Source organism: Streptomyces marinisediminis, assembly GCF_026262575.1.
Classification (GTDB): Bacteria; Actinomycetota; Actinomycetes; order Streptomycetales; family Streptomycetaceae; genus Streptomyces; species Streptomyces marinisediminis.
This window is the reverse complement of sequence record NZ_JAPKFL010000002.1, coordinates 1-26,840: the sequence shown is the minus strand read 5'-3', so window position 1 is coordinate 26,840 and position 26,840 is coordinate 1. Positions and strand designations below refer to the sequence as shown.

23 protein-coding genes are annotated in these 26,840 nt (G+C 75.2%); 19 read left to right on the top strand and 4 right to left on the bottom strand.

What is annotated here, in order from left to right; genetic code table 11:
• Window positions 1-43 precede the first annotated feature (43 nt).
• From OSB71_RS01790 to OSB71_RS01780, 3 genes are all read left to right on the top strand, one after another.
• A complete protein-coding gene (locus OSB71_RS01790) occupies window positions 44-529 on the top strand; it encodes an SAV_6107 family HEPN domain-containing protein (protein WP_265943408.1) in 486 nt (161 codons plus the stop codon).
• Between the two features lie 46 nt (window positions 530-575).
• Entirely contained in the window at window positions 576-1,325 is a 750-nt protein-coding gene (locus tag OSB71_RS01785; protein WP_265943406.1) for a methyltransferase, read from the top strand.
• Between the two features lie 402 nt (window positions 1,326-1,727).
• A complete protein-coding gene (locus OSB71_RS01780) occupies window positions 1,728-2,129 on the top strand; it encodes an SCO2097 family morphological protein (RefSeq protein ID WP_265943405.1) in 402 nt (133 codons plus the stop codon).
• A 397-nt stretch (window positions 2,130-2,526) separates the two neighbouring features.
• Here OSB71_RS01780 and OSB71_RS01775 read toward each other — a convergent pair whose 3' ends face one another.
• From OSB71_RS01775 to OSB71_RS01760, 4 genes are all read right to left on the bottom strand, one after another.
• On the bottom strand, window positions 2,527-4,944 hold the full coding sequence (locus OSB71_RS01775; RefSeq protein WP_265943403.1) for a transglutaminase TgpA family protein: 2,418 nt from the start codon (window positions 4,942-4,944) through the stop codon (window positions 2,527-2,529).
• The gene (locus OSB71_RS01770; protein ID WP_265943401.1) at window positions 4,941-6,296 is read right to left on the bottom strand and encodes a DUF58 domain-containing protein; all 1,356 of its coding nucleotides are present in this window, start codon (window positions 6,294-6,296) and stop codon (window positions 4,941-4,943) included. Before OSB71_RS01770 ends, OSB71_RS01775 begins: the two co-directional genes overlap by 4 nt.
• Window positions 6,296-7,309, bottom strand: coding sequence for an AAA family ATPase (locus tag OSB71_RS01765; protein WP_265943399.1), 1,014 nt, complete (start codon window positions 7,307-7,309; stop codon window positions 6,296-6,298). The genes OSB71_RS01770 and OSB71_RS01765 overlap by 1 nt, the downstream gene beginning before the upstream one ends.
• A 151-nt stretch (window positions 7,310-7,460) precedes the next feature.
• Window positions 7,461-7,991, bottom strand: a complete 531-nt coding sequence (locus OSB71_RS01760; protein ID WP_265943397.1) for a beta-class carbonic anhydrase — start codon at window positions 7,989-7,991, stop codon at window positions 7,461-7,463.
• A 386-nt stretch (window positions 7,992-8,377) separates the two neighbouring features.
• On the opposite strand from OSB71_RS01760, the gene rsmH reads away from it, so the two are divergent.
• The 16 genes from rsmH (at window position 8,378) to OSB71_RS01680 (ending at window position 26,801) form a co-directional block, all read left to right on the top strand.
• A complete protein-coding gene (gene rsmH / locus OSB71_RS01755; RefSeq protein ID WP_265943395.1) occupies window positions 8,378-9,346 on the top strand; it encodes a 16S rRNA (cytosine(1402)-N(4))-methyltransferase RsmH in 969 nt (322 codons plus the stop codon).
• Window positions 9,343-9,729: a cell division protein FtsL gene (gene ftsL, locus OSB71_RS01750; protein WP_416237176.1), complete on the top strand. Its 387-nt coding sequence runs from the start codon at window positions 9,343-9,345 to the stop codon at window positions 9,727-9,729. Before rsmH ends, ftsL begins: the two co-directional genes overlap by 4 nt.
• 172 nt (window positions 9,730-9,901) lie before the next feature.
• Complete coding sequence (locus OSB71_RS01745; RefSeq protein ID WP_416237183.1) at window positions 9,902-11,959, top strand: peptidoglycan D,D-transpeptidase FtsI family protein; 2,058 nt, start codon at window positions 9,902-9,904, stop codon at window positions 11,957-11,959.
• A gap of 137 nt (window positions 11,960-12,096) precedes the next feature.
• Window positions 12,097-13,842: a UDP-N-acetylmuramoyl-L-alanyl-D-glutamate--2,6-diaminopimelate ligase gene (locus OSB71_RS01740; protein WP_265943391.1), complete on the top strand. Its 1,746-nt coding sequence runs from the start codon at window positions 12,097-12,099 to the stop codon at window positions 13,840-13,842.
• A complete protein-coding gene (locus tag OSB71_RS01735; protein WP_265943389.1) occupies window positions 13,839-15,272 on the top strand; it encodes a UDP-N-acetylmuramoyl-tripeptide--D-alanyl-D-alanine ligase in 1,434 nt (477 codons plus the stop codon). Before OSB71_RS01740 ends, OSB71_RS01735 begins: the two co-directional genes overlap by 4 nt.
• On the top strand, window positions 15,269-16,327 hold the full coding sequence (gene mraY / locus OSB71_RS01730; RefSeq protein WP_265943387.1) for a phospho-N-acetylmuramoyl-pentapeptide-transferase: 1,059 nt from the start codon (window positions 15,269-15,271) through the stop codon (window positions 16,325-16,327). The genes OSB71_RS01735 and mraY overlap by 4 nt, the downstream gene beginning before the upstream one ends.
• Window positions 16,324-17,781, top strand: a complete 1,458-nt coding sequence (gene murD, locus OSB71_RS01725; RefSeq protein WP_265943385.1) for a UDP-N-acetylmuramoyl-L-alanine--D-glutamate ligase — start codon at window positions 16,324-16,326, stop codon at window positions 17,779-17,781. The genes mraY and murD overlap by 4 nt, the downstream gene beginning before the upstream one ends.
• 307 nt (window positions 17,782-18,088) lie before the next feature.
• On the top strand, window positions 18,089-19,336 hold the full coding sequence (gene ftsW, locus OSB71_RS01720) for a putative lipid II flippase FtsW (protein ID WP_416237175.1): 1,248 nt from the start codon (window positions 18,089-18,091) through the stop codon (window positions 19,334-19,336).
• 6 nt (window positions 19,337-19,342) lie between these two features.
• On the top strand, window positions 19,343-20,437 hold the full coding sequence (gene murG / locus OSB71_RS01715) for an undecaprenyldiphospho-muramoylpentapeptide beta-N-acetylglucosaminyltransferase (protein WP_265943381.1): 1,095 nt from the start codon (window positions 19,343-19,345) through the stop codon (window positions 20,435-20,437).
• 32 nt (window positions 20,438-20,469) lie between these two features.
• Complete coding sequence (locus tag OSB71_RS01710; protein WP_265943379.1) at window positions 20,470-21,336, top strand: cell division protein FtsQ/DivIB; 867 nt, start codon at window positions 20,470-20,472, stop codon at window positions 21,334-21,336.
• 341 nt (window positions 21,337-21,677) lie between these two features.
• Window positions 21,678-22,910 (top strand): cell division protein FtsZ, encoded by a 1,233-nt coding sequence (ftsZ, locus tag OSB71_RS01705; RefSeq protein WP_265943377.1) that lies wholly within the window; start codon window positions 21,678-21,680, stop codon window positions 22,908-22,910.
• A gap of 30 nt (window positions 22,911-22,940) precedes the next feature.
• Window positions 22,941-23,672 carry a peptidoglycan editing factor PgeF gene (pgeF, locus tag OSB71_RS01700; protein ID WP_265943374.1) on the top strand — a complete coding sequence of 244 codons (732 nt, stop codon included), beginning with the start codon at window positions 22,941-22,943 and terminating at the stop codon, window positions 23,670-23,672.
• Between the two features lie 5 nt (window positions 23,673-23,677).
• On the top strand, window positions 23,678-24,457 hold the full coding sequence (locus tag OSB71_RS01695; RefSeq protein WP_265943372.1) for a YggS family pyridoxal phosphate-dependent enzyme: 780 nt from the start codon (window positions 23,678-23,680) through the stop codon (window positions 24,455-24,457).
• A 123-nt stretch (window positions 24,458-24,580) separates the two neighbouring features.
• Complete coding sequence (locus OSB71_RS01690) at window positions 24,581-25,201, top strand: cell division protein SepF (RefSeq protein WP_265943824.1); 621 nt, start codon at window positions 24,581-24,583, stop codon at window positions 25,199-25,201.
• Between the two features lie 66 nt (window positions 25,202-25,267).
• Entirely contained in the window at window positions 25,268-25,552 is a 285-nt protein-coding gene (locus tag OSB71_RS01685; protein WP_265943370.1) for a YggT family protein, read from the top strand.
• Window positions 25,553-25,601: 49 nt separating this feature from the next.
• Complete coding sequence (locus tag OSB71_RS01680; protein WP_265943368.1) at window positions 25,602-26,801, top strand: DivIVA domain-containing protein; 1,200 nt, start codon at window positions 25,602-25,604, stop codon at window positions 26,799-26,801.
• Window positions 26,802-26,840 lie beyond the last annotated feature (39 nt).

Sequence of the window (26,840 nt, the reverse complement as noted above, 5' to 3'; positions counted from 1 at the left end):
ACCGATGAGTGCCCATCAGGGCCGGAAAGCGAAGGAGGCACCAGTGACGAAGCTGAGCGGGCCCCCGAGCGACATCCACCCCGTACTGCGCCGCGCGTCCGCCCCGCCGGCCGCGCTGGACCTGCTGTCCCAGGCCCAGCACGGCCTGGACGACGCGGCGGCGCACGAACTGCCCAACGAGCGGTACGCCACCGCCCACCTGGCCGCGCTGCGCACCGCCGCCGCGGTGCTCGCCGTCCGGGGGCGGCCGGAGAGCAGCGAGCGGGCCAGGCGCCGCATCCGCAGTGCCTGGGACGTGCTGCCCGAGGTGGCGCCGGAGCTGACCGAGTGGTGCGCGCTGTTCGCCTCCGGCGCCGCGCGCCGGGCCCGCGCCGAGGCCGGCATACGCGGCGCGGTGACCGCCCGCGAGGCCGACGACCTGCTCCGGGACACCGCGATGTTCCTGCGGGTCGTCCAGCGGATGCTGGCCGCCCAGCCCGCGCTGCCCCGGGCGCGGGCGGCGGACCCGCGGGCGGCCGCCAGGCCATAGGGTGGGGCCTGCCAGGTCAGCACGCCCGCCGCCGAGGAGCACCGTCATGTCCCGCCCCCGCGCAGCTCTCCGTACCGCCGTGGTCTGGGAGGTGTTGCGCGACGCGCTCGACCGCCGCTCCACGGCCCTGGGCCGGCCGGTGCTGGACGTGCTGGACGCGGGCGGCGGCTCCGGCCACTTCGCCGTGCCCCTGGCCCGCCTGGGCCACCGCGTCACGGTGGTCGACCCGAGCCCGAACGCCCTGTTCGCCCTGGAGCGCCGCGCCGCCGAGGAGGACGTCGCCGACCTGGTGCGCGGGGTGCAGGGCGACGCGCACGGCCTCTTCGACGTGGTCGACCCCGGTGGCCACGACGCGGTGCTGTGCCACGGCGTGCTGGAGTACATGGACGACGCGGCCGAGGGGCTGCGCAACGCGGTGGCCGCGCTGCGCGCCGAGGGCGGCGTGCTCAGCGTGCTCGCGGCCGGTCTCGGCGGTGCCGTGCTCGCCCGCGCGCTGGCGGGGCACTTCGGGGACGCCCACCACGCCCTGACCGACCCGCAGGGGCGCTACGGCGAGTCCGACCCGGTGCCCCGCCGGTTCACCGCCGAGCAGCTCTCCGCCCTGGTGGCGGAGACCGGCCTGCGGGTGTCGGCCGTGCACGGTGTGCGCGTCTTCAGCGACCTGGTGCCCGGCGCCCTGCTGGACGGCGAGTCCGGCGCCCTGGAGGCGCTGGCGCGGCTGGAGGCGGCCGCCGCGGAGCTGCCCGCGTTCCACGCGGTGGCCACGCAGCTCCACGTGCTGGCCGAAGTGCGCTGACCGGCCGGCTCCGCCGAGCGCGTGGCCGTCCGCCGGAGCCCGCCGCCGCCCGGGCGTGCCGGGGGCCGGATCGCGCTCTTCCCGGCGGTTTCCGTGCATCGTCCGCCCCGCCGGGGGTACCAGGACCCGTGTCGGGCCGGGCTCCGCCGAGCGGGGCCGTGCGGTGGCCCACACCGCCGCGCTGACCGCCCGAACAGCGCAACGTCGCCGTATGATCGGAGGACACCATCCGGGCATGGTGGAACGGAAGCAGGGGAATGAACAGGCCACTGCGATGCACCGCCATTCCTGACCTGATGGGAGGAAATGGCGGTTAGGGGCGGGTTTCACGGGGGCGATTCCCTGCCTATCCTTGAAGGGTCGCACCCGGTCGCCCCCGCGACCGACGAGTAGGAGGACTCCGTGCCGCTCTCTGAGCACGAGCAGCGCATGCTCGAGCAGATGGAGCGAGCGCTGTACGCCGAAGATCCCAAGTTCGCGACAGCGCTCGAGGGTAGTGGCCGCGCGCCGACCCGCCGGCGGGTCTACCAGGCGGTCGCCGGGTTTCTGGTGGGTATCGCGCTCCTCATGGGGGGCATGGTCGCGCAGGCCATCTGGGTCAGCGTGATCGGCTTCCTGGTGATGCTCGGTTGCGCCGTGCTGGCCGTCACCGGCTGGCGCAAGGGTCCGCAGACCGGTACGCGCGGGGAGGGACGCGGGCACGGCCGCGGCCCGCAGGAGGGCGGCCGGCCGCAACGGCAGCGCCGCTCCGTGATGAACCGTATCGAAGACCGCTGGCAGCGCCGCCGCGACGAGCAGCAGTAGCCCGGCGGACGGCGCAGCGGCACCGCCTCCACCGTCATCGCGTGGGAAGGGGCCACCCGGGAAACCGGGTGGCCCCTTCCCACGCGACGACGTGCGTTGGTGACCGGTCCGGTCACCGGACCGGTCGGCCACCCGGCCGGTCCGGCCACCCGCCCGACCCGCGGCCGGTCGGCTCCGGGCCTCGCCGGCCCCGGGCGGCCACGTCCTCGACGGTGCCGCGCACCCGGCGCGGCGACGCCCGGGGCGCCGCCCGCCTCCGCGCCGCGTCGGCCCCGCCCCGCCGGGCCGTGCCGACCGCCTGCGCGGGTAACGGACGGCCGGCCGGAGCCGGTCGCCGTGCCCCGCCCCGCGACCGGTGGTGCCGCACCCACCCGGCCGCGCCGGGCGCGGGGCCGCGTCAGCCCCCGGGGGTACCGCGCCCGGCGGGGCGGGGCAGCCGGGCGAGCGCCGCCCGCCGCCGCTCGGCCAGCGCCGCCCAGCCGTCCGCGGCGGCCCACAGCACCCGGACGGCGGAGCGGGGGAGGAACAGCGCGCGCAGCCGGGTGCGGCGGCGCGCCGCCGCGTGGAACCCGGCCCGCACCCGGCGGACGTCCTCCGCCAGCCGGTCGGCGGCCGCGGGCTCCGGCGAGTAGAGCGCGCGCTCGACGACGGTGGTCACCCGGTGCGCGGCCTCGGCCGCCTCGCCGGTCAGCGCCCCGCCCGCCACGAGGGCGGCCACCGCCTGCCGGGGGGTGGCCGACTCCTCGGCAGGCACGCCGTAGTCCCAGGCGGTGTCCCGCAGCTCCCGCCAGGCGGCCAGCGTCCGCGCGCGCTCGTCGAGCGCGGCGGCCCGGGGCCCGACGCGCCGGGCGCGCACCGCCAGCCGCCAGCCCAGGGGCGCCAGCAGCAGGGCCGAGACCGCGAGGGCGAGCCCCGCGCCGAGGGCCAGGGACCACCAGGGCGTGCCGCCGTCGCCGGTGGCCGAGCCCGCCTCTTCCTCCTGGCCGCACTCGCCCAGGCGCCGCAGCTCCGCCGGGCAGTCCTCCGGCGCCGGGGCGGGGAGCACCGGCCCGGCGCTCTCCTCGGGCGTGGGCTCGTCGGGCGCGTCGCTCCCGGCGGGGTCGGGCAGGTCGGGCCGGGTGTAGTCGGGGGCGCTGCCGCGCGAGGGGGTGGGCTCGAACCGGGTCCACCCGACGCCCTCGAAGTACAGCTCCGGCCAGGCGTGGGCGTCGCGCAGGCCCACCTCGCGGGCCTCGCCGGAGACGGCGGCGCCGGGGGTGAAGCCGACCGCCACGCGCGCCGGGATGCCCAGCGTGCGCGACATGGCCGCCATGGAGAACGCGAAGTGGACGCAGAAGCCCTCGCGCTGCTCCAGGAAGCGGGCGATGGCCTCCGTCCCGCTGCCCGCCTCCACCTCCGTGTCGTAGGTGAAGCCGCCCTCGGAGGTGAACCAGTCCTGCAGCGCGAGCGCGCGCTCGTAGTTGTTCCGGGCGGCGGCGGTCACCGACAGCGCGGTGTCGCGCACGACCTCCGGCAGCGAGCCGGGCACGGCGGTGTACTCCCGCAGCAGGCCCTCCGGCGGCCGCGGGGCGTTCGCGAGCTGCTCGGCGGTCGGTTCGAGGAGCAGGCTGCTCACCTCGTACTGGGCGCCGCCGGTGTCCTGGCCGCGGTCGCCGACGAGGGCGCGCCCCTCGGGTTCGAAGCGCCAGCGCCCCTCGATGTCGACGCGCTGCGCCGGGTAGGGCATGGGCAGCCAGTTCTGCTCGTACCAGTCGGCGGCCGTGATCCGCGTGGTGACCTCCTCGCGCCGCACGTCCGGCGCGAGCCCGGCCGGGGTGGGCAGCGGGTCGGGCACTTCGGTGATGCGCCGCTCCGACGGCTGCCACGCCTCGCCGTCGAACTGGTCGAGCGCCACGATGCGCAGGTACAGGTCGCGGGTGCTCTCGGCGTCCGTGTCGTAGACCAGGACGGTGCGGTTCTCCGGCTGGTTGAGGCTGTCCTGGAGCGCCACCAGCGGGTTGACGGCCGAGACGGTGTTGCCGCCCGGTCCGCGTCCGCCCGAGCCCGGGCCGCCCACGTCGAACACCCCGCCGCCCAGGGCGGGCAGCGCGGCCGGCCCCAGCAGCGCCAGCCCGAGCGCGGCCGCGCCGATGCGCCGCCCGGTGCGCACGGGGGACTGGGCCCGTCCGCCGGGCCGCGCCACGGATCCGGCACCGCCGCCCCGGGCGCCCGGGGCGACCCCGGTGAACACCTGCCCCCACTGGGCCAGCCGGTCCCGGCTCTCGGCCAGGAGCAGCAGCAGGTATCCGGCGGCCGCGCACAGGAACCACAGCCAGTGCCCGCTGCCCTGCCCGCTGAGCCCGGCCGCCACCGAGTACAGGGCCAGCAGCGGCAGCCCGGCCGGCGCCGCGGCGCGGTAGGTGACGGCGAGCAGGTCCACCAGCAGGCCGATCAGCAGCACGCCGCCGACCAGCATGAACCGTATGCCCTCCGTGACCGGCGCCGGAGCGGCGAACCGGCTCACGTCGTCCCCGCCCTGCACCAGCAGCGCGCTGAAGTGGGCGAACGTCCCCGGCCCCGGCAGCACCCCGCCGAGCGCGGCCTCGCGAGCGAAGACCACGGTGAGCAGCAGCAGCGACACCAGCGCCTGGACGGCGACGGTCAGCGGCCGCGGCAGCGGCACCCGCCGGGCGGCGGCCCCGGCGGCGCCCTGGGTACCCAGCAGCAGCGCCGCCTGCGGCAGCCAGCCGTGGGAGCTGACCAGCGGCAGCAGGGCGGTGGCCGCGGCCAGCGTCGCCAGCCAGGCGCACAGCGTCAGACGCGTCATCCCGCTCATCGCGCACCCCCACCGGCGGGACCGCCCGCGGAACCGGCCCCGGCACCGCCCGGGGCGTCGGCCGGGTGTGCCTGGTCCGCCCGCTGCCACAGCTCGGCCAGCGCGTCCCGGGGCGTGAACGGCAGCACCGTCCAGCCCGCCTCGCGCAGTGCGCGCACGTGTTCCTCCTCGGCGTCCGCGGCGTTCTCGGCGCCCGGGGGCCGCAGCCCGCGTCCGGTCAGGGCCACGGCCGCTCCGGTCCGCTGCCGGATGCGGGCGGCCAGCGCGGTCTGGCCCTCGTCCAGCGCCCCGAAGAAGGCGACGACCAGCCCCTCACGGCCGTCCCGCAGCACGTCGTGGGCGCGGGCCAGGCCGGGTTCGGCGGAGTGCTCCACGACGGCCAGGGAGTCCAGCAGCAGGCCGGCGGTGTCGGAGGAGTCGCCGTCCAGGGAGCCGCCGTCCGGGCCGGGCACGAGCGCGCCGGTGTCGGTCAGCAGCCGCACCTGGTAGCCGCGCGCCAGCAGGTGGACGGCGACGGACGCGGCCCCGGTGACCGCCCACTCGAACGGCGCGCCGGGGCCCGAGCCGGTCCAGGCGTCGTGCCGGGTGTCCAGCAGCACCGTGCACCGCGCCTGCCGGGGCTGCTCCTCGCGCCGGACCATCAGCTCCCCGCGCCGCGCGGTGGAGCGCCAGTGCACGCGGCGCACGTCGTCACCGTGCCGGTAGGCGCGCGGGATCACGTCGTCGTCCCCGGTGACCGCCAGCGCGCGGACCCGGCCGTCGCCGTAGCCGACCGCCTCGCCGGCCAGCCGGACCGGGGGCAGCGGCTGCACGGCCGGGATGACGGTGAGGACGTCCCGGGCTTGGAAGGAGCGGGTCAGCTCCACCATGCCGAACGGGTCGGCGACCCGCAGTTGCAGCGGCCCCAGCGGGTAGCGTCCGCGCAGGTCGGAGCGGACCCGGTAGGACACCTCGCGCCGCCCGCCCGGCTCCACCCGGTCCAGCACGAACCGCGGCCGGGGCCCGAGCACGTAGGGCACCCGGTCCTGGAGCATCAGCAGCCCGGTGGGCAGCCGGGAGACGTTGTCGACGCGCAACTGCACCCGTGCCTCCGCGCGCACCGCGACGCGGGCGGGCGCCAGCCGCCGCGAGCCGGTGACCTGGTGCCGGGTGCGGTGCAGCACCACCACGCACACCAGCGGCAGCACGGCCAGCAGCGCCCCGACGCGCAGCAGGTCCTGCTGGCCCAGCACGTAGGCGCAGACGGCGGCGGCGAGCCCGGCGGCGAGGAAGGAGCGCCCCCGGGTGGTGAGCCCGCGGAAGGAGGCGCGCAGCGAAGCGCGCGCCTGGAAGTCCTCGCGGGCCCGGGCCATCAGTACCTCCCGGGTCGGGGGCGTGCCTGCGGTCCGCTGCCCGCGGCGGCCGCGTCGGGCACCGGCGTGCGCTGGAGGATCTCGACCACCACCTGTTCGGCCGTGCGGCGGCTGAGCTGGGCCTGCGCGGTGGGCAGCAGCCGGTGGGCGAGCACGGGCACGGCGAGCCGCTGCACGTCGTCGGGCAGCACGAACTCGCGCCCGGCGAGCATCGCGGCGGCGCGGGCGGCGCGCAGGAGTTGCAGGGTGGCCCGCGGCGAGGCGCCCAGCCGCAGCTCGGGGTGGGCGCGGGTGGCCGACACCAGCTCGACGGCGTACCGGCGCACCGCCTCGGAGACGTGGAGGGCGCGCACCGCCTCGATCAGCTTGGCGATGTCATGGGCGTGCGCGACGGGCCGCAGGTCCGCCAGCGGGGAGACGCCGCCGTGCACGTCCAGCATCCGCAGCTCGGCCTCGGGCCCGGGGTAGCCGATGGACACCCGTGCCATGAAGCGGTCGCGCTGCGCCTCGGGCAGCGGGTAGGTCCCCTCCATCTCGACCGGGTTCTGGGTGGCGACCACCATGAACGGGTCGGGCAGCGGGTAGGTCGTCCCGTCGATCGTGACCTGCCGTTCCTCCATGGACTCCAGCAGGGCCGACTGCGTCTTCGGCGAGGCACGGTTGATCTCGTCGCCGATGACGATCTGCGCGAAGATCGCGCCCGGCTTGAACTCGAACTCCCGCCGCTCCTGGTCGTAGACGCTGACGCCGGTGATGTCGGAGGGCAGCAGGTCGGGGGTGAACTGGATGCGGCGCACCGAGCAGTCCACGGAACGGGCCAGGGCCTTGGCCAGCATCGTCTTGCCCACGCCGGGGACGTCCTCGATCAGCAGGTGGCCTTCGGCGAGCAGCACGGTGAGCGACAGCCGCACGGCCTCCGGCTTCCCCTCCAGCACGCTCTCCACCGAGCGGCGCACCCGGTCCGCTGTGGTGGTCAGATCGCTGAGGCTCGCTCGCGCGTCATAGGTCGTCACCCGGCCCTCCTAGGCCCGTTCCCACGGCCGGGCCTCACGGGTCACAAGGCCGGCCCACCGAACTCGCGGCCGCCTCGCCGCCGTGTACCCGATCGGTCCGGCGGCGGAGCGGCCGTCCGCGGCTCATTGTTCATGGCCACCGGGCCCCACGTCACTCTCCCGGGGTGATCCCGGCGTCGATCTCGCGCAGCCGACCGGTCGTCACGTCGAAGACGAACCCGCGGACGTCATCAGTGTGCGGCAGGAACGGCGAAGTGCGGACCCGCCGGAGGGACTGCCGCATCTCCTGGTCGCTGTCGGCGAAGGACTCCACCGCCCACGCCGGGCGCTGCCCGACCTCGCGCTCGAGCTCGCGCCGGAAGTCCTCGGTCAGCGTCAGCAGCCCGCACCCGGTGTGCTGGACGAGCACGACGGAGGTGGTGCCCAGCGCGCGCTGGCTGATCGTCAGCGAGCGGATCACGTCGTCGGTCACGACGCCGCCCGCGTTGCGCAGGGTGTGGCAGTCGCCCAGCCGCAGGCCGAGCGCGGCGGGCAGGTCGATGCGGGCGTCCATGCAGGTCACCACGGCCACCTTCCGCGCCGGCGCGGGAGCCAGCCCCGGGTCCGTGAACCCGGTGGCGTACTCGGCGTTGGCGGCGACGAGCTGATCGGTGACCGTAGGGGGGTTCGAAGTAGCCGACATGAGGACGACGGTAGCCCGCCCACGCCGCTCCGGCGCGCCGGTGAGTCGGGCGTTCGGGCAGGAAACGGATGGGCCGGAACGCGCCTGTGAGGTAACCCACAGGGGTCGCCCGGTGCCGTGCGGTGGCGCACGCCGGACGCGGGTGCGCGCCACCGGGCCCCGGGCGCCCCCCGCACCGGCGACGCCCCCAGGACGCGCCCTCGGGGGTTGATTGACCGAGCCGACCTCTGGACTAGAGTGACGCCGGTAGGGGAGCCGCGGCGGGCACACCCCGGCCCCCGAACCGGCCCGGTACCCCCACCGGCTCCGCCGCGCGGTCCGGACACCGCCTAGCGGCCCCAAGCCCGAGGCCCGGCCCGGGCCCGGCCGGATCTGTGAGAGGGCGCATGACGAGCAGCAGCGACGAGCGGCACGTTCCCGTCATGCTCCAGCGCTGCCTGGAGCTGCTGCGCCCGGCCCTGACCCGCCCCGGCGCGGTCGTCGTGGACTGCACGCTCGGTCTGGGCGGGCACAGCGAGGCCCTGCTGGACGCCTTCCCCGACGCGCACCTCGTCGGGCTCGACCGCGACCGGGCCGCGCTGCGGCTGGCCGGTCAGCGGCTGGCCCGGTTCGGCGAGCGGGCCACGCTGGTGCACGCCGTCTACGACGAACTGCCCGAGGTGCTCGACGACCTGGGCATCCCGCGCGTCCAGGGGGTGCTGTTCGACCTGGGCGTGTCCTCCATGCAGCTCGACGAGGCCGAGCGCGGCTTCGCCTACGCCCAGGACGCCCCGCTGGACATGCGCATGGACCAGACGCGCGGCGTCTCCGCGGCCGAGGTGCTCAACACCTACCCCCCGGGCGAGCTCGTGCGCATCCTGCGGACGTACGGCGAGGAGAAGCAGGCCCGGCGCATCGTCGAGGCCGTGGTGCGCGAGCGCGAGCACACCCCCTTCGACCGCAGCGCACGGCTGGTGGAGCTCATCCGCGACGCGCTGCCGCAGGCCGCCAAGCGCACCGGCGGCAACCCGGCCAAGCGCACCTTCCAGGCGCTGCGCATCGAGGTCAACGGCGAGCTGTCGGTGCTCCAGCGGGCGGTGCCCGCCGCGGTGGACGCCCTCGCCGTGGACGGCCGGATCGCCGTGCTGTCCTACCACTCGCTGGAGGACCGCCTGGTCAAGCAGGTGCTGGCGGCCGGGGCGAGCAGCACGGCGCCGCCCGGACTGCCCGTCGTCCCCGAGCGCTACCAGCCCCGGCTGGAGCTGCTCACCCGCGGCGCCGAACTGCCCACCGAGGAAGAGGTCGCCCGCAACCGGCGTGCCGCACCGGCCCGGCTGCGCGGTGCCCGCCGCGTCCGGGAGGTGGTGCCCGCGTGAGCGCACGGAACACGCGCACCCCGCAGCGCCGCCGGCCGGCCCCGGCCCGTCCGGCGGGCCTGGGCGGGTCCACCGCCGCCCGCGCCCCGTTCGTGCTCCTCGTCGTCGTCCTGCTCGGCTCCGGCCTGCTGGCGCTGCTGCTGCTCAACGCCGCCGTCAACGAGGGCTCCTTCGAGCTGAGCAGGCTCAAGCAGCAGACCAAGGAGCTCAAGGACGAGGAACAGGCGCTCCAGCAGGACGTGGACAGCCACTCCGCGCCCGGCGCGCTGGACCGGCGGGCCCGCGAACTCGGTCTGGTGCCCGGCGGCGCGCCCGTGTTCCTCGGCCCCGATGGCACCGTCCGGGGCGTCCCCTCGCCCGCTCCAGAGGAACCCGGGAGGTGACCGGAGTGCGTGCCGTCCACGACGCGTCCGCCCCGCGCACGGCGGTGGCGGCGTGGTGAGCCCGCGGGACCCGGGCGGGCGGCAGTCCGGCGGGTCGGGCAAGCCGCCCCGCCGCGTCCCGCGCCCGGCCCGCTCCGCGCGCGGCAGCGGCCCGCGCCCCGCCGACCGCGCCGTGCCGCGCGAACGGGCCCCCCGCCGCGAACCGCCCCGCCGCGAACCGCCCCGCCGTGAACGGTCGGCCGACGAGCGGTCGTCGCGCGAGCGCCCCGTCCGCGAGCGGGCCCGGCGTACCGGGGAGCGCGCCCCCGGGCGCCGGCCGCCGCGTCCGGCCGCCGGTCCGCGCCCGCGCGCCCCGCGCACCGTGCGGCTGGCCGCCGCCCGCCCGCGCCTGCGCCTGCTGTCCGTCGCCATCACCCTGGTGCTGCTCGCGTTCACCGTGCGGCTGCTCCAGGTGCAGGCCGTCGAGGCCGGCGGCTTCGCCCAGGCGGCCAACGTCAACCGCTACGTCACCGTCCCGCTGGCCGCCGAGCGCGGCACGGTCACCGACCGGGCGGGGCGCGAGCTGGCCACCACGGTCGACGCCTACGACATCACCGCCGACCCCTTCCTCTTCCGGCCGGAGCAGGCCGACGCGGCCGACGCCCCCCGGCGGGCGGCCGCCCTGCTCGGCCCGATACTGGGCGAGGACCCGGCCGAGCTGGAGCGCCGCCTGACCGACCCGCCCGCCCCGCGCTACGTGCGCCTCGCCCGGCAGCAGTCGCCCCAGGTCTGGCGCCAGATCAGGGACCTGAAGCGGACGCTGGCCGAGAAGGCGGACGACGGCGAGGGCACCAACGTGCTGGCGGGCGTCTACGCCGAGCCGCGGTCCAAGCGCGTCTACCCCGGCGACACCCTCGCCTCCGGCGTGCTCGGCTTCGTCACCGCAGACGGCAAGGGCGGCGGCGGCCTGGAGGCCCAGCTCGAACAGACGCTGGCCGGGACGGACGGCAAGGCCACCTACGCCCAGTCCGCGGGCCGCCGCGTGCCCACCGCCGGCGGGCAGGAGCAGCCCGCCACGCCCGGCACCGACGTGGAGCTGACCCTCGACCGGGACATCCAGTGGGCCGCCCAGCGCGCCATCACCGAGCAGGTCGAGGCCTCCCGGGCCGACGACGGGTACGTCATCGTGCAGCACGTCCGCACCGGCGAGATCCTGGCCATGGCCAACGCGCCGGGCTACGACCCCAACGACCTGTCCACCCTCACCGAGGACAACCTCGGCAACCCCGCGCTCCAGGACGTCTACGAACCCGGGTCCACCGCCAAGCTGATGACGATGGCCGCCGTGCTGGAAGAGGACGCCGCCCGCCCCGACACCCACGTCGTCGTGCCCAACCGGCTGCCGCGCGCCGGCCGCCAGTTCGCCGACGACCACGACCACGACACCTACTACCTGACCCTGACCGGCGTGCTCGCCAAGTCCAGCAACATCGGCACCATCCTGGCCGCCGAACGGCTGGGGGAGACGCAGGCCGAGGCGAACACGGTGCTGCACGACTACCTCACCGCGTTCGGCGTCGGGCGTCCGACGGGCCTGGACTTCCCCGGCGAGACCGCCGGGCTGCTCGCGCCGCCGCAGGACTGGAACGCCGCGCAGCAGCACACCATCCCCTTCGGCCAGGGCCTGTCGGTCAACGCGCTGCAGGCGGCCTCGGTGTACTCCACGATCGCCAACGGCGGCGTGCGGGTCGCCCCCAGCCTGGTGCGCGGCACCGTCGGGCCCGACGGCCGCTACCGCGCGGCGCCCGAGCCCGAGAGCCGGCGGGTGGTCAGCGCGCGGACCGCCGAGCAGCTCGGGCTCATGCTGGAGGAGGTCGTCACCGACGAGTGGGGCACCGGAGCCCCCGCCGCCGTCCCCGGCTACCGGGTGGGCGGCAAGACGGGCACCTCCAACCGGGTCGACCCCAAGACCGGCCGCTACAACGGCTACACCGCCTCCTTCGCCGGGTTCGCCCCCGCCGACCGGCCGGAGGTCACCGTCTACTGCGCGGTGCAGAACCCGACCAAGGGCGGCTACCACGGCAGCGAGGTGTGCGGGCCGGTCTTCCAGGAGGTCATGCGGTTCACGCTCAAGACCCTCCAGGTGCCGCCCACCGGCGACCCCTCGCCCGGCCTGCCCACCACCTTCACGCCGGACGCCGAGGAGAAGGCGAAGGAAGGGGAAGAGGCAGCCGACGGCCCCGACGAGTGACCGGCCCCCCACGACCGAGCCCCCGCACGCGCCGGCCCCCGCGGCCGGACCGCCGCACCCCCACCGCACCGGACGTCCGGCCCGAGCACCGGGCCGAGGCGGCCGTACCCCGGACGAGCGAACGAAAGATCCCCCACGTGACCACCATCACCGGCGACCCCGGGAACCGGTCGGCCTCCGCCGACCCGGCTGCCCGGCCCGGCCCCTCGCTTCGCGGCACCGCCGCCGAGCCCGGTAATCTCACCGCCGTGCCACAAGCTGATCAGACCCCGACCTCCCCGCCCCGCCCCACCGGCGTGCGCCCCGTCGAGCTGGCGGAGCTGGCCCGGTCGCTGGGCGTCACGCCGGCGGGGCCCGCGTCCGCGCCGGCCGCCGAGCCCGCGGGCAACCCGGCCGTCACCGGCATCACGCACGACTCCCGGGCCGTCCAGCCGGGTGACGTCTACGCGGCCCTGCCGGGCGCCCGCTTCCACGGCGCCGACTTCGCCGCCCAGGCCGCCTCCCGGGGCGCCGTCGCCGCGCTGGTGGACCCGGCCGGTGCCGCGCGCTGCCAGGAGGCCGGCCTCGCGGTGCTGACCGTCGCCGATCCGCGGCGCCACATGGGCCGGCTCGCCGCCACGATCTACGGCGACCCGGGCCAGGACCTGCTCCAGATCGGCATCACCGGCACCTCCGGCAAGACCACCACCGCCTACCTGGTGGACGGCGGGCTGCGCGCGGCCGCGAAGGAGGGGCAGCTCACCGGGCTCATCGGCACGGTCGAGTCGCGCATCGGCGACGAGCGGCTCAAGGCCCAGCGCACCACGCCGGAGGCCACCGAGCTGCAGGCCCTGTTCGGGGTGATGCGCGAACGCCGCGTCACCTCGGTCACCATGGAGGTCTCCAGCCACGCGCTGGTGATGGGCCGGGTCGACGGCTGCGTCTTCGACGTCGCCGTCTTCACCAACCTCAGCCCGGAGCACCTGGACTTCCACACCGACATGGAGGACTACTTCCAGGCCAAGGCGCAGCTCTTCACCCCCGCCCGCTCCCGCGCCGGCGTGGTCAACCTCGACGACGAGTACGGGCAGCGCCTGGTCCGCGAGGCCGGGGTGCCCATCACCACCTACTCCGCCGAGGGCCACCCGGACGCGCACTGGCGGGCCCGCGACGTCGAGGTCGGCCCGCTGGGTTCCGTCTTCACCGTGGACGGGCCCGGCGGCCAGAGCGTGCGGGCCGCGGCTCCGCTGCCCGGCCCGTTCAACGTCTCCAACGCGCTCGGCGCCATCGCCGCCCTGGTCACCGCGGGCGTGGACGCGCAGACCGCCGCCGACGGCGTCGCCGCGATCCCCGGCGTGCCCGGCCGCCTGGAGCGGGTGGACGCGGGCCAGCCCTACCTGGCCGTCGTGGACTACGCCCACAAGCCCGACGCCGTCGAATCCGTGCTGCGCGCGCTGCGCCGGGTCACCGACGGCAAGGTGCACGCCGTGCTCGGCTGCGGCGGCGACCGCGACCCCTACAAGCGCGGCCCGATGGGCGCGGCGCTGGCCCGGCTGGCCGACACCGCCGTGCTGACCTCCGACAACCCGCGCTCGGAGGACCCCCTGGCCATCCTGGCCGCGATGCTCGCCGGGGCCGCCGAGGTGCCCACCTACGAGCGCGGCACCGTGCTGCTGGAGGAGGACCGCGCGGCGGCCATCGCCGCCGCCGTGGCCCGCGCCGAACCCGGGGACGCGGTGATCGTCGCCGGCAAGGGCCACGAGGTGGGCCAGGACGTCGCCGGCGTCGTCCGCTCCTTCGACGACCGGGTCGAGCTGCGGGCGGCGATCGAGGAGCGGCTGGCCCGCCAGGCCCGGGCCGCCCGGGAGCAGGGCCTGCCCGGCGAGGAGCAGCCCGCCCGATGACTCCGCTGACCCTCTCCGAGATCACCGCCATCGTCTCCGGCCGGGCCCACGACATACCGGACCCGCAGGCGGAGGTGACCGGTCCGGTGGTGATCGACTCCCGGCAGGCCGCCCCCGGCGCGCTGTTCGCCGCCTTCGCCGGTGAGAACGTCGACGGCCACGACTTCGCCGAGCGGGCCGTGGCCGCCGGGGCCGTCGCGGTGCTGGCCACCCGCCCGCTGGGAGTGCCCGCCATCGTCGTCGACGACGTCACCCGGGCGCTGGGCGCGCTGGCCCGGCACACGGTCGCGGCGCTGGGCACCGCCGTGGTCGCCCTCACCGGCTCCTCGGGCAAGACGAGCACCAAGGACCTGGTGGCGCAGCTCCTGGAGGAGCTGGCGCCCACGGTGTGGACGCCCGGCTCGCTCAACAACGAGATCGGGCTGCCGCTGACCGCGCTGCGCGCCGACGCCGGCACGCGTCACCTGGTGCTGGAGATGGGCGCCCGGGGCATCGGCCACATCCGCTACCTCACGGAGCTGACCCCGCCGCGCATCGGCCTCGTCCTCAACGTCGGCACCGCGCACATCGGGGAGTTCGGCGGACGCGAGCAGATCGCCCAGGCAAAGGGCGAACTCGTCGAGTCCCTGCCGGCGGCCGCCGACGGCGGCGTCGCCGTGCTCAACGGCGACGACCCGCTGGTGCGCGCCATGGCCGCGCGCACCCGGGCCCGCGTCGTGCTGTTCGGCGAGTGCGCGGACGCCGACGTGCGGGCCGAGGACGTCCGGCTGGGCGCGCTGGGGCGGCCGTCCTTCACGCTTCACACACCCTCCGGGTGCGGCGACGTGACCCTGCGCCTGTACGGTGAGCACCACGTGTCGAACGCGCTCGCCGCGGCAGCCGTCGCCCACGAACTGGGCATGCCCGCCGACGCCATCGCACAGGCGCTGAACAACGCGCGCACGCTCTCGAAGTGGCGGATGGACGTCACCGAGCGCGCCGACGGCGTCACCGTCGTCAATGACGCGTACAACGCGAACCCCGACTCCATGCGGGCCGCTCTGCGCGCACTGGCCGCGATGGCGGGCGGAGGGGCGGACGGAGAGCCGCGGCGGACGTGGGCGGTGCTCGGTGCGATGGCCGAACTGGGGGAGTCGGCGCTCGCCGAGCACGACGCGGTCGGACGGCTGGCCGTCCGGCTCAACGTCAGCAGGCTCGTGGCGGTCGGCGGCCGGGAGGCCGCGTGGCTGGACATGGGTGCCAAGAACGAGGGTTCGTGGGGTGAGGAGTCGGTGCACGTGTCCGACGCACGGGCGGCGATCGACCTGTTGCGCAGCGAGCTGCGCCCGGGGGACGTCGTGCTGGTGAAGGCTTCCCGGTCGGTGGGTCTGGAGCAGGTCGCGCAGGCGCTGCTGACCGGCGGCACCGAGGGCGAGGGCGCCGCGTCATGAGGCAGATCCTCTTCTCCGGGGTCATCGGTCTGTTCCTGACCCTGATCGGCACCCCGCTGCTGATCAAACTCCTCGCCCGCAAGGGCTACGGCCAGTACATCCGTGACGACGGGCCGCGCGACCACCACAGCAAGCGCGGCACGCCGACGATGGGCGGCATCGCCTTCATCCTGGCCACGCTCATCGCCTACGCGCTCACCAAGCTCCTCACCGGCAGCGAACCCACCATCTCCGGCGTCCTGGTGCTGTTCCTGATGGCGGGCATGGGCCTGGTCGGCTTCCTGGACGACTACATCAAGATCGTCAAGCAGCGGAGCCTGGGCCTGCGCGCGAAGGCCAAGATGCTCGGGCAGCTCGTCGTCGGCATCACCTTCGCCGTCCTGGCGCTCAACTTCGAGGACCTGCGCGGCAACGCGCCGGCCTCGGACCGGCTGTCCTTCACCGAGGACTTCGGCTGGCAGATCGGCCCGGTGCTGTTCGTCGTCTGGGCCCTGTTCATGACCCTGGCCATGTCCAACGGCGTCAACCTCACCGACGGTCTGGACGGCCTGGCCACCGGCGCCTCCGTGATGGTCTTCGGCGCCTACACCTTCATCGGCGTCTGGCAGTACCAGGACTCCTGCGCCATCACCGGCAGCCCCTCCTGCTTCGAGGTCCGCGACCCCCTGGACCTGGCCGTCGTCGCGGCCGGCCTGATGGGCGCCTGCTTCGGCTTCCTGTGGTGGAACACCTCACCGGCCAAGATCTTCATGGGCGACACCGGCTCGCTCGCCCTCGGCGGCGCCCTGGCGGGCCTGGCCATCACCTCCCGCACCGAGCTGCTGCTGGCCATCCTGGGCGGCCTGTTCGTCCTCATCACCATGTCCGTGGTGATCCAGGTCGGCTCCTTCCGCCTGACGGGCAAGCGGGTGTTCAAGATGGCGCCGCTCCAGCACCACTTCGAGCTCAAGGGCTGGAGCGAGGTGCTGGTCGTCGTCCGGTTCTGGATCGTGCAGGGCATGTGCGCCATCGTCGGCGTCGGCATCTTCTACGCGGCCTGGGCGGCGCAGAAGTGAGCGCCCCGCCCCCGCCGGACGTGCGCGAACGCGCCGTCACCGTGGCCGGGCTCGGCGTCAGCGGGGTGAGCGCGGCCCGCGTGCTCGCCCGGCTCGGCGCCCGGGTCACCGTCGTGGACGGTGGCGCGGGCCCGGCCCAGCAGGCGCGGGCCGACGCCCTGGCCGCCGACGGCGTCGCCGTCCGGCTCGGCGACGGCGACACCCTGCCCCCGGGGACCGACCTCGTGGTCACCTCGCCCGGGTGGCGTCCGGACGGTCCGCTGTTCGCCGCGGCCGCCGCGGCCGGGGCCCCGGTGTGGGGCGACGTCGAGCTGGCCTGGCGGCTGCGCGGCGCCCCCGGCGGCCGCGCCGCGCCCTGGCTCGCCGTCACCGGGACCAACGGCAAGACCACCACCGTGCGGATGCTCGCCTCCATCCTGGCCGCCGCCGGCCTGCGCACCGCCGCCGTCGGCAACATCGGCACGCCGATCGTCGACGTCGTCCTCCCGGCCGAGGGCGATGCGCACGAGCCCTACGACGTGCTGGCCGTCGAGCTGTCCAGCTACCAGCTCCACTGGGCCCCCTCGCCGCGCGCCCACTCCGCCGCCGTGCTCAACCTCGCCCCCGACCACCTGGACTGGCACGGTTCCATGGCCGCCTACGCCGCGGACAAGGGGCGCGTCTACGCCGGGAACGAGGTCGCCTGCGTCTACAACGCCGCCGACCCGGCCACCGCCGAACTGGTGCGGGAGGCCGACGTCGTCGAGGGCTGCCGCGCCGTCGGGTTCACGCTCGGCGCCCCGGGGCCGTCCGAACTCGGCGTGGTCGACGACCTGCTGGTGGACCGCGCGTTCGTGGCCGACCGGCAGCGGCGGGCCCAGGAGCTCGCGCGCGTCGGCGACATCGCGCCCGCCGCCGGACCCGCCGCGCCGCACACCATCGCCAACGCGCTGGCCGCCGCCGCGCTGGCCCGCGCCTACGGCGTCCCGCCCGCCGCCGTCCGGGACGGGCTGCGCGCCTTCACCCCGGACCCGCACCGCATCGCCCGGGTGGCCGAGGTCGACGGCGTCACCTACGTCGACGACTCCAAGGCGACCAACCCGCACGCCGCCCGGGCCTCGCTGACCGCCTACGAACCGGTGGTGTGGATCGCCGGCGGGCTGGCCAAGGGCGCCACGTTCGACGAGCTGGTCGCGGCGGCGGCCGGGCGGCTGCGCGGCGTCGTCCTGATCGGCGCCGAACGCGACCTCATCCACGCGGCGCTGCGGCGCCACGCACCGCACGTCCCGGTGGTCGACGTGGACCGCACCGACGACGCGGCCATGGCGGCGGCGGTGCGCGCGGCGGCCGGCCTGGCCCGCCCGGGGGACACGGTGCTGCTCGCGCCGGCCTGCGCGTCGATGGACATGTTCGCGAACTACGGCCGGCGCGGCGACGCGTTCGCCCGCGCCGTCCGCGCGGGTCTTCCGGGCTGACCGTCCCGCCAGGGGTAACGTGCGCCCCGGAAGGGCCACGGCGCGGAAGGGGAACGCCGAGATGAGGGTCGACAGGCGGTCCGCCAAGGCGGAGCCCCCCGGGGGCGGCCGCCCCGAAGGCGCCCGCGCCGGCGGCGCGCGGGCCGGGGGCGGCCGCCCCGCGGGCGTGCGCTCCGGGCGCCCGGGCTCCGGCGGCGCCACCGGCCGGGGTCGCCCGGGCGCGGGCCGACCCGACCGGGCCGGGCCGCCGAGGATGCCCGCGCGCGTCAAGCCCGCCGACCGGCGCGCGCCCACGCTCCCGGAGCGCGTGGCCAGACTGTACGAGCGAGTCCGCCGCGCGTGGGACCGGCCGCTGACGGCCTACTACCTGATCCTCGGCGGCAGCCTGCTGATCACGCTGCTCGGCCTGGTCATGGTCTTCTCCTCCTCCCAGATCCAGGCCCTGCGCTACGACCTGCCCGCCACCTACTACTTCAACAAGCAGCTCCTGGCCGCCGCGCTGGGCACCGTGGCCCTGCTCGCGGGGTCCCGCCTGCCGGTCAGGCTGCTGCGGGCGCTGTCCTACCCGGTGCTCGTCGTCGTGGTGGCGCTGCTCGTGCTCGTCCAGGTGCCCGGCATCGGCGTCGAGGTCAACGGCAGCACCAACTGGATCAGTCTGGGCGGCCCGTTCATGCTCCAGCCCGGCGAGCTCGCCAAGCTGGCCCTGGTGCTGTGGGGCGCCGACCTGCTCGCCCGCAAGGGGGAGCGGGACCTGCTGACGCAGTGGAAGCACATGCTGGTGCCGCTCATCCCCGGCGGCCTGCTGATCTGCGCGCTCATCATGCTGGGCCGGGACATGGGCACCGCGGTGATCATCGCGGCGATCCTGTTCGGCCTGCTGTGGCTGGCCGGCGCCCCCGCGCGCATGTTCGCCACCGCCCTGGCGGCCGCGGCGGCCGCCGTCGTCGTCTTCATCGCCATCGCCCCGCACCGGATGAACCGGCTCGCCTGCCTGGGCGCCACCGACCCCGGCCCCGAGGACCGGTGCTGGCAGGCGCTGCACGGCATCTACGCGCTCGCCTCCGGCGGCCTGTTCGGCTCCGGGCTCGGCGCCAGCGTGGAGAAATGGGGAGAACTGCCCGAGCCGCACACGGACTTCATCTTCGCCATCACCGGTGAGGAACTGGGTCTGGCCGGGACGCTGTCCGTCCTCATGCTCTTCGCGGCTCTAGGCTATGCGGGTATCCGCGTGGCCGGACGCACGGAGGACCCCTTCGTGAGATACGCCGCGGGCGGGGTGACCGTCTGGCTCATGAGCCAGACGGCCATCAACATCGGTGCGGTACTCGGGCTGCTGCCCATCGCCGGTGTGCCCCTTCCGCTGTTCTCCTACGGGGGCTCCGCGCTGCTGCCGACGATGTGCGCCGTGGGTCTGCTGATCGCGTTCGCCCGCAGCGACCCCGCCGCACGTGCGGCACTGGCCATGCGGCAGCCTGGTGTCCGCTGGTCGCCGGCTGCGGTGAGACGGAAGACGATGCGACGGCCCGTCAGGAAGCGGCCGTCCGGAGAGCGGTGAAATTCGGTGCATGTCGTACTCGCCGGCGGAGGGACCGCCGGTCACATCGAGCCCGCGCTCGCCCTCGCGGACGCCCTGCGCAGGCAGGACCCGACCGTGGGCATCACGGCCCTGGGCACGGAACGCGGACTGGAGACCCGGCTCGTACCCGAACGCGGCTACGAGCTGGCCCTCATTCCGGCCGTTCCGCTGCCCCGCAAACCGACGCCCGAGCTGATCACCGTGCCCGGGCGGCTGCGCGGCACCATCAAGGCCGCCGAGCAGGTGCTGGAGCGCACCAAGGCGGACTGCCTCGTCGGGTTCGGCGGCTACGTCGCGCTGCCGGGCTACCTCGCGGCCAAGCGGCTCGGCGTGCCCATCGTCGTCCACGAGGCCAACGCCCGGCCGGGCCTGGCCAACAAGATCGGCTCCCGCTACACCCGGCACGTCGCCGTCTCCACCCCCGACAGCAAGCTGCGGCACGCCCGGTACCTGGGCATCCCGCTGCGCCGCTCGATCGCCACGCTGGACCGGCAGGCGGTGCGGGCCGAGGCCCGCGCGGCCTTCGGGCTCGACCAGAACCTGCCCACGCTGCTGGTCTCCGGCGGCTCGCAGGGCGCGCGGCGGCTGAACGAGGTCGTGCAGACGATCGCGCCGACGCTCCAGCGCTCCGGCGTGCAGGTGCTGCACGCGGTCGGCCCCAAGAACGACCTGCCGCAACCGGACAACATGCCGGGTATGCCCCCCTATCTCCCGGTACCGTATCTGGACCGGATGGACCTCGCGTACGCCGCGGCCGACATGATGCTGTGCCGCGCGGGCGCGATGACGGTCGCCGAGCTGTCGGCCGTCGGGCTGCCGGCCGCCTACGTGCCGCTGCCCATCGGCAACGGCGAGCAGCGGCTCAACGCCCAGCCGGTGGTCAAGGCCGGGGGCGGACTCCTGGTGGACGACGCCGAGCTGACGCCGGAGTGGGTCCAGGCCACCGTGCTGCCGGTCCTCACCGACCCGCACCGGCTGTACGACATGGCCCGGGCGGCGGCGGAGTTCGGCCGTCCGGACGCCGACGAGCTGCTGGTCGGCATGGTGCACGAAGCGATCGCGTCCCGCCCGGCGGCCTAGCCGGGGCCGACGGGCGCAGAAGGCAGGGAGCAGTGGGCGGCGCAGCCGGACCGACGACCACCGCGGACACCCGTCGGGAGCCGCGGCGGCCGGACACCGGCGGCCCGCCCGCCGCGGCCCCCGGCCGGCTCGCCCGGCTGCGCCCCCGCGTGCCGGGCCTCGTGCGCCGGCTGCGCCCGCCCCGCCGGGGCCGCCGGGGCGCCCTGATCCTGGCCTCGCTCGGCGTGGCCGGGATCGTCGGCTTCGGGCTGTGGGCGCTGTACGGGTCGACCTGGCTGCGCGTGGAACGGGTCTCCGTGGAGGGCACCCGGGAACTGACGCGGGACCAGGTGCGCAGCGCGGCCGACGTGCCCGAGGGCGACCCGCTGGCCGCGGTGGACACCGACGCCGTCGCGCACCGCGTCACCGAGGCGTTGACCCGGGTCGCCGAGGTCGAGGTCGAGCGGGACTGGCCGCACGGCATCACCCTGCGCGTCACCGAGCGCACGCCCGAGCTGGTGATGCCAAAGCCCGGCCGGGAGGGCACGTTCGTGGAGGTGGACGCCGAGGGCGTGCGCTACGCCGAGGTGCGCACCCGTCCGTCGGGCGTTCCGCTTCTGCTGCTGGACGCGGCCGACACCCCGAACGGCCAGCGGTTCGGCCGGGAGCGGCTGCGCGAGAGCGCCGTCCGCGTCGTCACCGGCCTGCCCGACGCCGTCCGCGCCGACACCCGCACGCTGCGGGTGCGCTCCTACGACGCCGTCACCCTGGAGCTGTCCGGTGGGCGCACGGTGGTGTGGGGGAGCGAGGAGTCGGGCAGGCGGAAGGCGGAGGTGCTGACCGCTCTGATGCGCGCGGAGCGGGACGCCACGCACTTCGACGTCAGTGTCCCCAGCGCGCCGGCCGCCTCGGGAGGTTGAGTGGCCGTCAGGCGTCCGGCCGTGTGCGACGGTGGGCGAACACCCCGCCGGCGAATACCGGTTGACGCGTATTCGCGCAGGTCGCACCCTGGTTGGTTACCACGCACCGTGATCACATAGGGTGAAAAGAAAAACGGGAGGTTCGGCGTGTTCGTTGAACGCGCAGTACGTGTCGACCTAGTGTCCGTTCCTGAAGACTCCAAGGAACGACAGGCACTGGTAACCCTAAACCTTAGGGTTAGGGTTAGGGGTCGGCGCCCGAGCCACCCCACTTCGGCATAGGTCGGCGCACCGCACACCGCGGCGCGGCGACACGTAACTCGAGGCGAGAGGCCTTCGACGTGGCAGCACCGCAGAACTACCTCGCAGTCATCAAGGTCGTCGGTATCGGCGGCGGTGGCGTGAACGCCATCAACCGGATGATCGAGGTCGGTCTCAAGGGCGTCGAGTTCATCGCGATCAACACCGATGCGCAGGCGCTGCTGATGAGCGACGCCGACGTCAAGCTCGACGTCGGCCGGGAACTCACCCGCGGGCTCGGTGCCGGCGCCAACCCGGACGTCGGCCGCAAGGCCGCCGAGGACCACCGCGAGGAGATCGAGGAGGTCCTCAAGGGGGCCGACATGGTCTTCGTCACCGCGGGCGAGGGCGGCGGCACCGGCACCGGCGGCGCGCCCGTCGTCGCGAACATCGCCCGGTCGCTGGGCGCCCTGACGATCGGCGTGGTCACCCGGCCGTTCACCTTCGAGGGCCGCCGCCGCGCCAACCAGGCCGAGGACGGCATCGCCGGGCTGCGCGACGAGGTCGACACCCTCATCGTCATCCCCAACGACCGGCTGCTGTCCATCTCGGACCGCCAGGTCAGCGTGCTGGACGCCTTCAAGTCCGCCGACCAGGTGCTGCTGTCCGGCGTCCAGGGCATCACCGACCTCATCACCACGCCCGGCCTGATCAACCTCGACTTCGCCGACGTCAAGTCCGTCATGTCCGAGGCCGGCTCCGCCCTCATGGGCATCGGCTCGGCCCGCGGCGACGACCGCGCGGTCGCCGCCGCCGAGATGGCGATCTCCTCACCGTTGCTGGAGGCGTCCATCGACGGCGCGCGCGGTGTGCTGCTGTCCATCTCCGGCGGTTCCGACCTCGGTCTGTTCGAGATCAACGAGGCGGCGCAGCTCGTCAGCGAGGCCGCCCACCCCGAGGCCAACATCATCTTCGGCGCCGTCATCGACGACGCCCTGGGCGACGAGGTGCGGGTCACCGTCATCGCCGCCGGGTTCGACGGCGGCCAGCCCCCGGCCAAGAACCGGGAGAAGGTGCTCGGCTCCTACCCGGGCAAGGACGAGACGACCACCCCGCCGCCCCGCCCGGCCGCGGCACCGGAGCCCGAGCGGCCCTCGTTCGGCGGCCTGGGCAGCGTCCCGCCGCGCGAGGAGGAGCCCGAGCCCGCCGCCCCGGCGGAGTCGGCCCCGGCCGGGGAGGCGCTGCCGCCGACCCCGCCGCCGCACGTCCCCTCGGCCCGCCCCTACCAGGACGGCCAGGCCGAGGAGCTGGACGTTCCGGACTTCCTGAAGTAACCGGCCACCCGCGAACCGGCACCACGCGACGTGATACCTCAGCACGAGACCGTGAGCGGCGCCCACTTCGCCTCCACCGACCGGTGGGGCGGGGTGAGCGCCGCTCCTTATGGCACCCTCAACCTCGGCGGAGCCGTCGGCGACGACCCCGCGGCGGTGCGCGCCAACCGCGCCCGCGCCGCCCGGGCGCTGGGGCTGGACCCCGCCGGGGTGGTGTGGATGAACCAGGTGCACGGCGCCGACGTGGCCGTGGTGGACCGCCCGTGGGACGGCGACCCGGTGCCCGCCGTCGACGGCGTGGTCACCGCCCGGCGCGGACTGGCCCTCGCCGTCCTCACCGCCGACTGCACCCCGGTGCTGCTGGCCGACCCGATGGCCGGGGTGGCCGGCGCCGCCCACGCGGGGCGGCCCGGGCTGGTCGCGGGCGTGGTGCCGGCCACTGTGCGGGCCATGGTCGCCCTGGGTGCCGCGCCGTCCCGGATCACCGCCCGCACCGGCCCGTCGGTGTGCGGGGCGTGCTACGAGGTACCCGCCGACCTGCGCGCGCGGGTGGCCGCCGCCGTCCCGGCCGCCCACGCCACCACCCGGCAGGGCACCCCGGCCGTGGACGTGGCCGCGGGCGTGCGCGCCCAGCTCGCCGCGCTGGGGGTCACCGACCTCGCCGTCAGCGAGGTGTGCACCCTGGAGTCGCGGGACCACTTCTCCTACCGCCGGGCCCGCACGACCGGGCGGCTGGCGAGCTACGTCTGGCTGGAGGGCTGAACGACATGGCGGACGAGGAAACGGCGGCACCGCACGCACGACCGGGCGAGCGCGCGGCGGAGCTCGCGGCCAACCTGGCCGCGGTGGAGGAGCGGCTCGCCGCCGCCTGCGCCGCCGCCGGGCGGGCGCGCGAGGAGGTGACGCTGATCGTCGTCACCAAGACCCACCCCGCCGCGGACGTGCGGCTGCTGGCCGAGCTGGGCGTGCGGCACGTCGCGGAGAACAAGGTGCAAGAGGCGGCGCCGAAGGCACAGGCGTGTGCCGACCTGCCGCTGACCTGGCACTTCGTCGGTCAGCTCCAGACGAACAAGGCCCGCGCGGTGGCGCGGTTCTGTGATTATGTCCACTCCGTCGACCGGCCGCGGCTGGTGACGGCGCTCTCCACCGCCGCCGAACGGCACGACCGCGAGCTGCGCTGCCTGCTCCAAGTGGCGCTGGACAAGGACCTCGGCACGGGTGGGGCCGACTCCGCGGCGGCGGTCGGCGACCGGGGCGGGCTCGCCCCGGCGGACGTGCCCGCCCTCGCCGACGCGGTGGCCGACGCCCCCCGGCTCACGCTCGCCGGTCTGATGACCGTCGCCCCGTTGACGGGTCGTTACGCGGGGGACCCGCGGGCCGCGTTCGAGCGGCTGCGCGACATCTCCAGGGAGCTGCGCGGCACCGCCCCCGGTGCCACGATGGTCTCCGCGGGGATGAGCGGGGACCTGGAGGACGCCGTGCGGGCCGGTGCGACACATGTACGCGTCGGCACCGCGGTACTCGGAGTCCGTCCCCGGCTCGGGTAACGTCGCCAAGAAAGTCGGACTAGAGACGAAAATATGGTCATTTCCGGCGAAACGGGCAAACTACGTGGATTCGGGGCCACCGGTTGACGGAGCCGATCCACCACAGAGCGGAGGATGCGGAGCATGGCCGGCGCGATGCGCAAAATGGCGGTCTACCTCGGCCTCGTGGAGGACGATGGGTACGACGGCAGGGGGTACGACCCCGACGACGAGTTCGAGCCCGAGCCGGAACCGGAGCGGGACCGCCGCCGACAGGCGGGTCACGCGGCCCACGAAACCCAGCCGGAGGAGCCGGCCCGGGTCGTCCAGCCCCCGCCCCAGCGCGAGCGCGAACAGGCTCCCGCGCTGGTCGGCGACGGTGGCCGGGTGAGCAGAATCGCTCCCGTGTCCTCTATCACATCCGAACGCCCGAACCTGGAGAAGAACGCACCGGTGATCATGCCCAAGGTCGTGTCCGAGCGGGAGCCCTACCGGATCACCACGCTGCACCCGCGAACCTACAACGAGGCCCGTACCATCGGGGAACACTTCCGCGAGGGCACCCCGGTGATCATGAACCTCACGGAGATGGACGACACCGACGCGAAGCGGCTCGTGGACTTCGCGGCCGGTCTCGTCTTCGGACTGCACGGCAGCATCGAGCGCGTGACGCAGAAGGTGTTCCTGCTGTCTCCTGCTAACGTCGATGTAACGGCGGAGGACAAGGCCCGCATCGCAGAGGGCGGGTTCTTCAACCAGAGCTGAGACGCAACACCGGACAGACCCCGGCCGACAGGGCCGGGCACGCCCCAGGGGAGAGGGAAGCGCACGATGGGCATCGCACAACAGGTGGTCTTCGTCGCGTTGAACGTTTTCCTGTACGTGCTGATCTTCCGGCTGATCATGGACTACGTCTTCATGTTCGCCCGCTCGTGGCAACCCGGCAAGGCGATGGTGGTCGTCCTGGAGGCCACCTACACTGTCACCGATCCGCCGCTGAAGCTTCTGCGGCGGTTCATTCCGCCGCTGCGCTTCGGGGGCGTGGCGCTAGACCTGTCCTTCTTCGTACTGATGATCATCGTTTTCATCCTGATCCGGATCGTGGGCGGGCTGTGAACGAGTACGGTCTTGCCGATATGCCGATGACCTACGTTGAGGTGAAGAGATGCCGCTGACCCCCGAGGACGTGCGGAACAAGCAGTTCACGACCGTCCGCCTCCGAGAAGGCTATGACGAGGACGAGGTCGATGCCTTCCTTGACGAGGTCGAAGCAGAGCTGACCCGACTGCTGCGGGAGAACGAGGACCTGCGCGCCAAGCTGGCCGCCGCCACGCGCGCCGCCGCGCAGAACCAGCAGCAGCAGGGCATGCGCAAGCCCCCGCAGGAGCAGCAGCAGGACCGCTCCGGTCAGGGTCCGGTGCCCGCCGCCATATCAGGTCCGCAGCCGGTGCCGCCGGGACAGCAGATGGGTGGCCAGCAGCAGATGGGCGGACCGCCCCAACTGCCGGGCGCCCCTCAGCTTCCGGCCGGCCCCGGTGGGCCCCAGGGTGGCCAGCACGGCCAGCACGGCCAGCACGGTCCGGGTCAGCACGGCCCCGGCCAGCACGGCCCCGGTCAGCACGCTCCCGCTCAGCACGGTCCGGGCCAGCACGGCCAGGGCCAGCACGGCCCCGGGCCGATGGGGCACGGCCCGATGGGCGGCCCCGGCGGTCCCCAGATGCAGCCGGGCGGCCCGGGCAACGACAGCGCGGCCCGCGTGCTGTCGCTGGCCCAGCAGACCGCGGACCAGGCCATCGCCGAGGCGCGCTCCGAGGCGAACAAGATCGTCGGTGAGGCCCGCAGCCGCGCCGAGGGTCTGGAGCGGGACGCCCGCGCCAAGGCGGACGCCCTGGAGCGGGACGCCCAGGAGAAGCACCGCGTCGCGATGGGCTCGCTGGAGTCGGCCCGCGCCACGCTGGAGCGCAAGGTCGAGGACCTGCGCGGCTTCGAGCGGGAGTACCGCACCCGGCTGAAGTCCTACCTGGAGAGCCAGCTCCGCCAGTTGGAGAACCAGGCCGACGACTCGCTGGCCCCGCCGCGCACCCCGGCGGCCGCGTCGCTCCCCGCCTCGCCCTCGATGGCCTCCGCAGGCGCTCCCTCGGGCGGCCACCAGGCGATGGGCGGCCACGGCGGTCACGGCGGCGGTCACTCCGGTGGCCACGGCGGCGGCCACACCCAGGGCGGCGGTCAGACCTACGGCGGTCAGCAGCAGATGTCGCCCGCGATGACGCAGCCGATGGCACCGGTGCGCCCCCAGGGGCCGCAGCCGATGCAGCAGGCGCCGTCACCGATGCGGGGCTTCCTCATCGACGAGGACGACAGCTAACCGCGGGGCGCGTCGCGCCGCGGAGACGCATCGGCATAA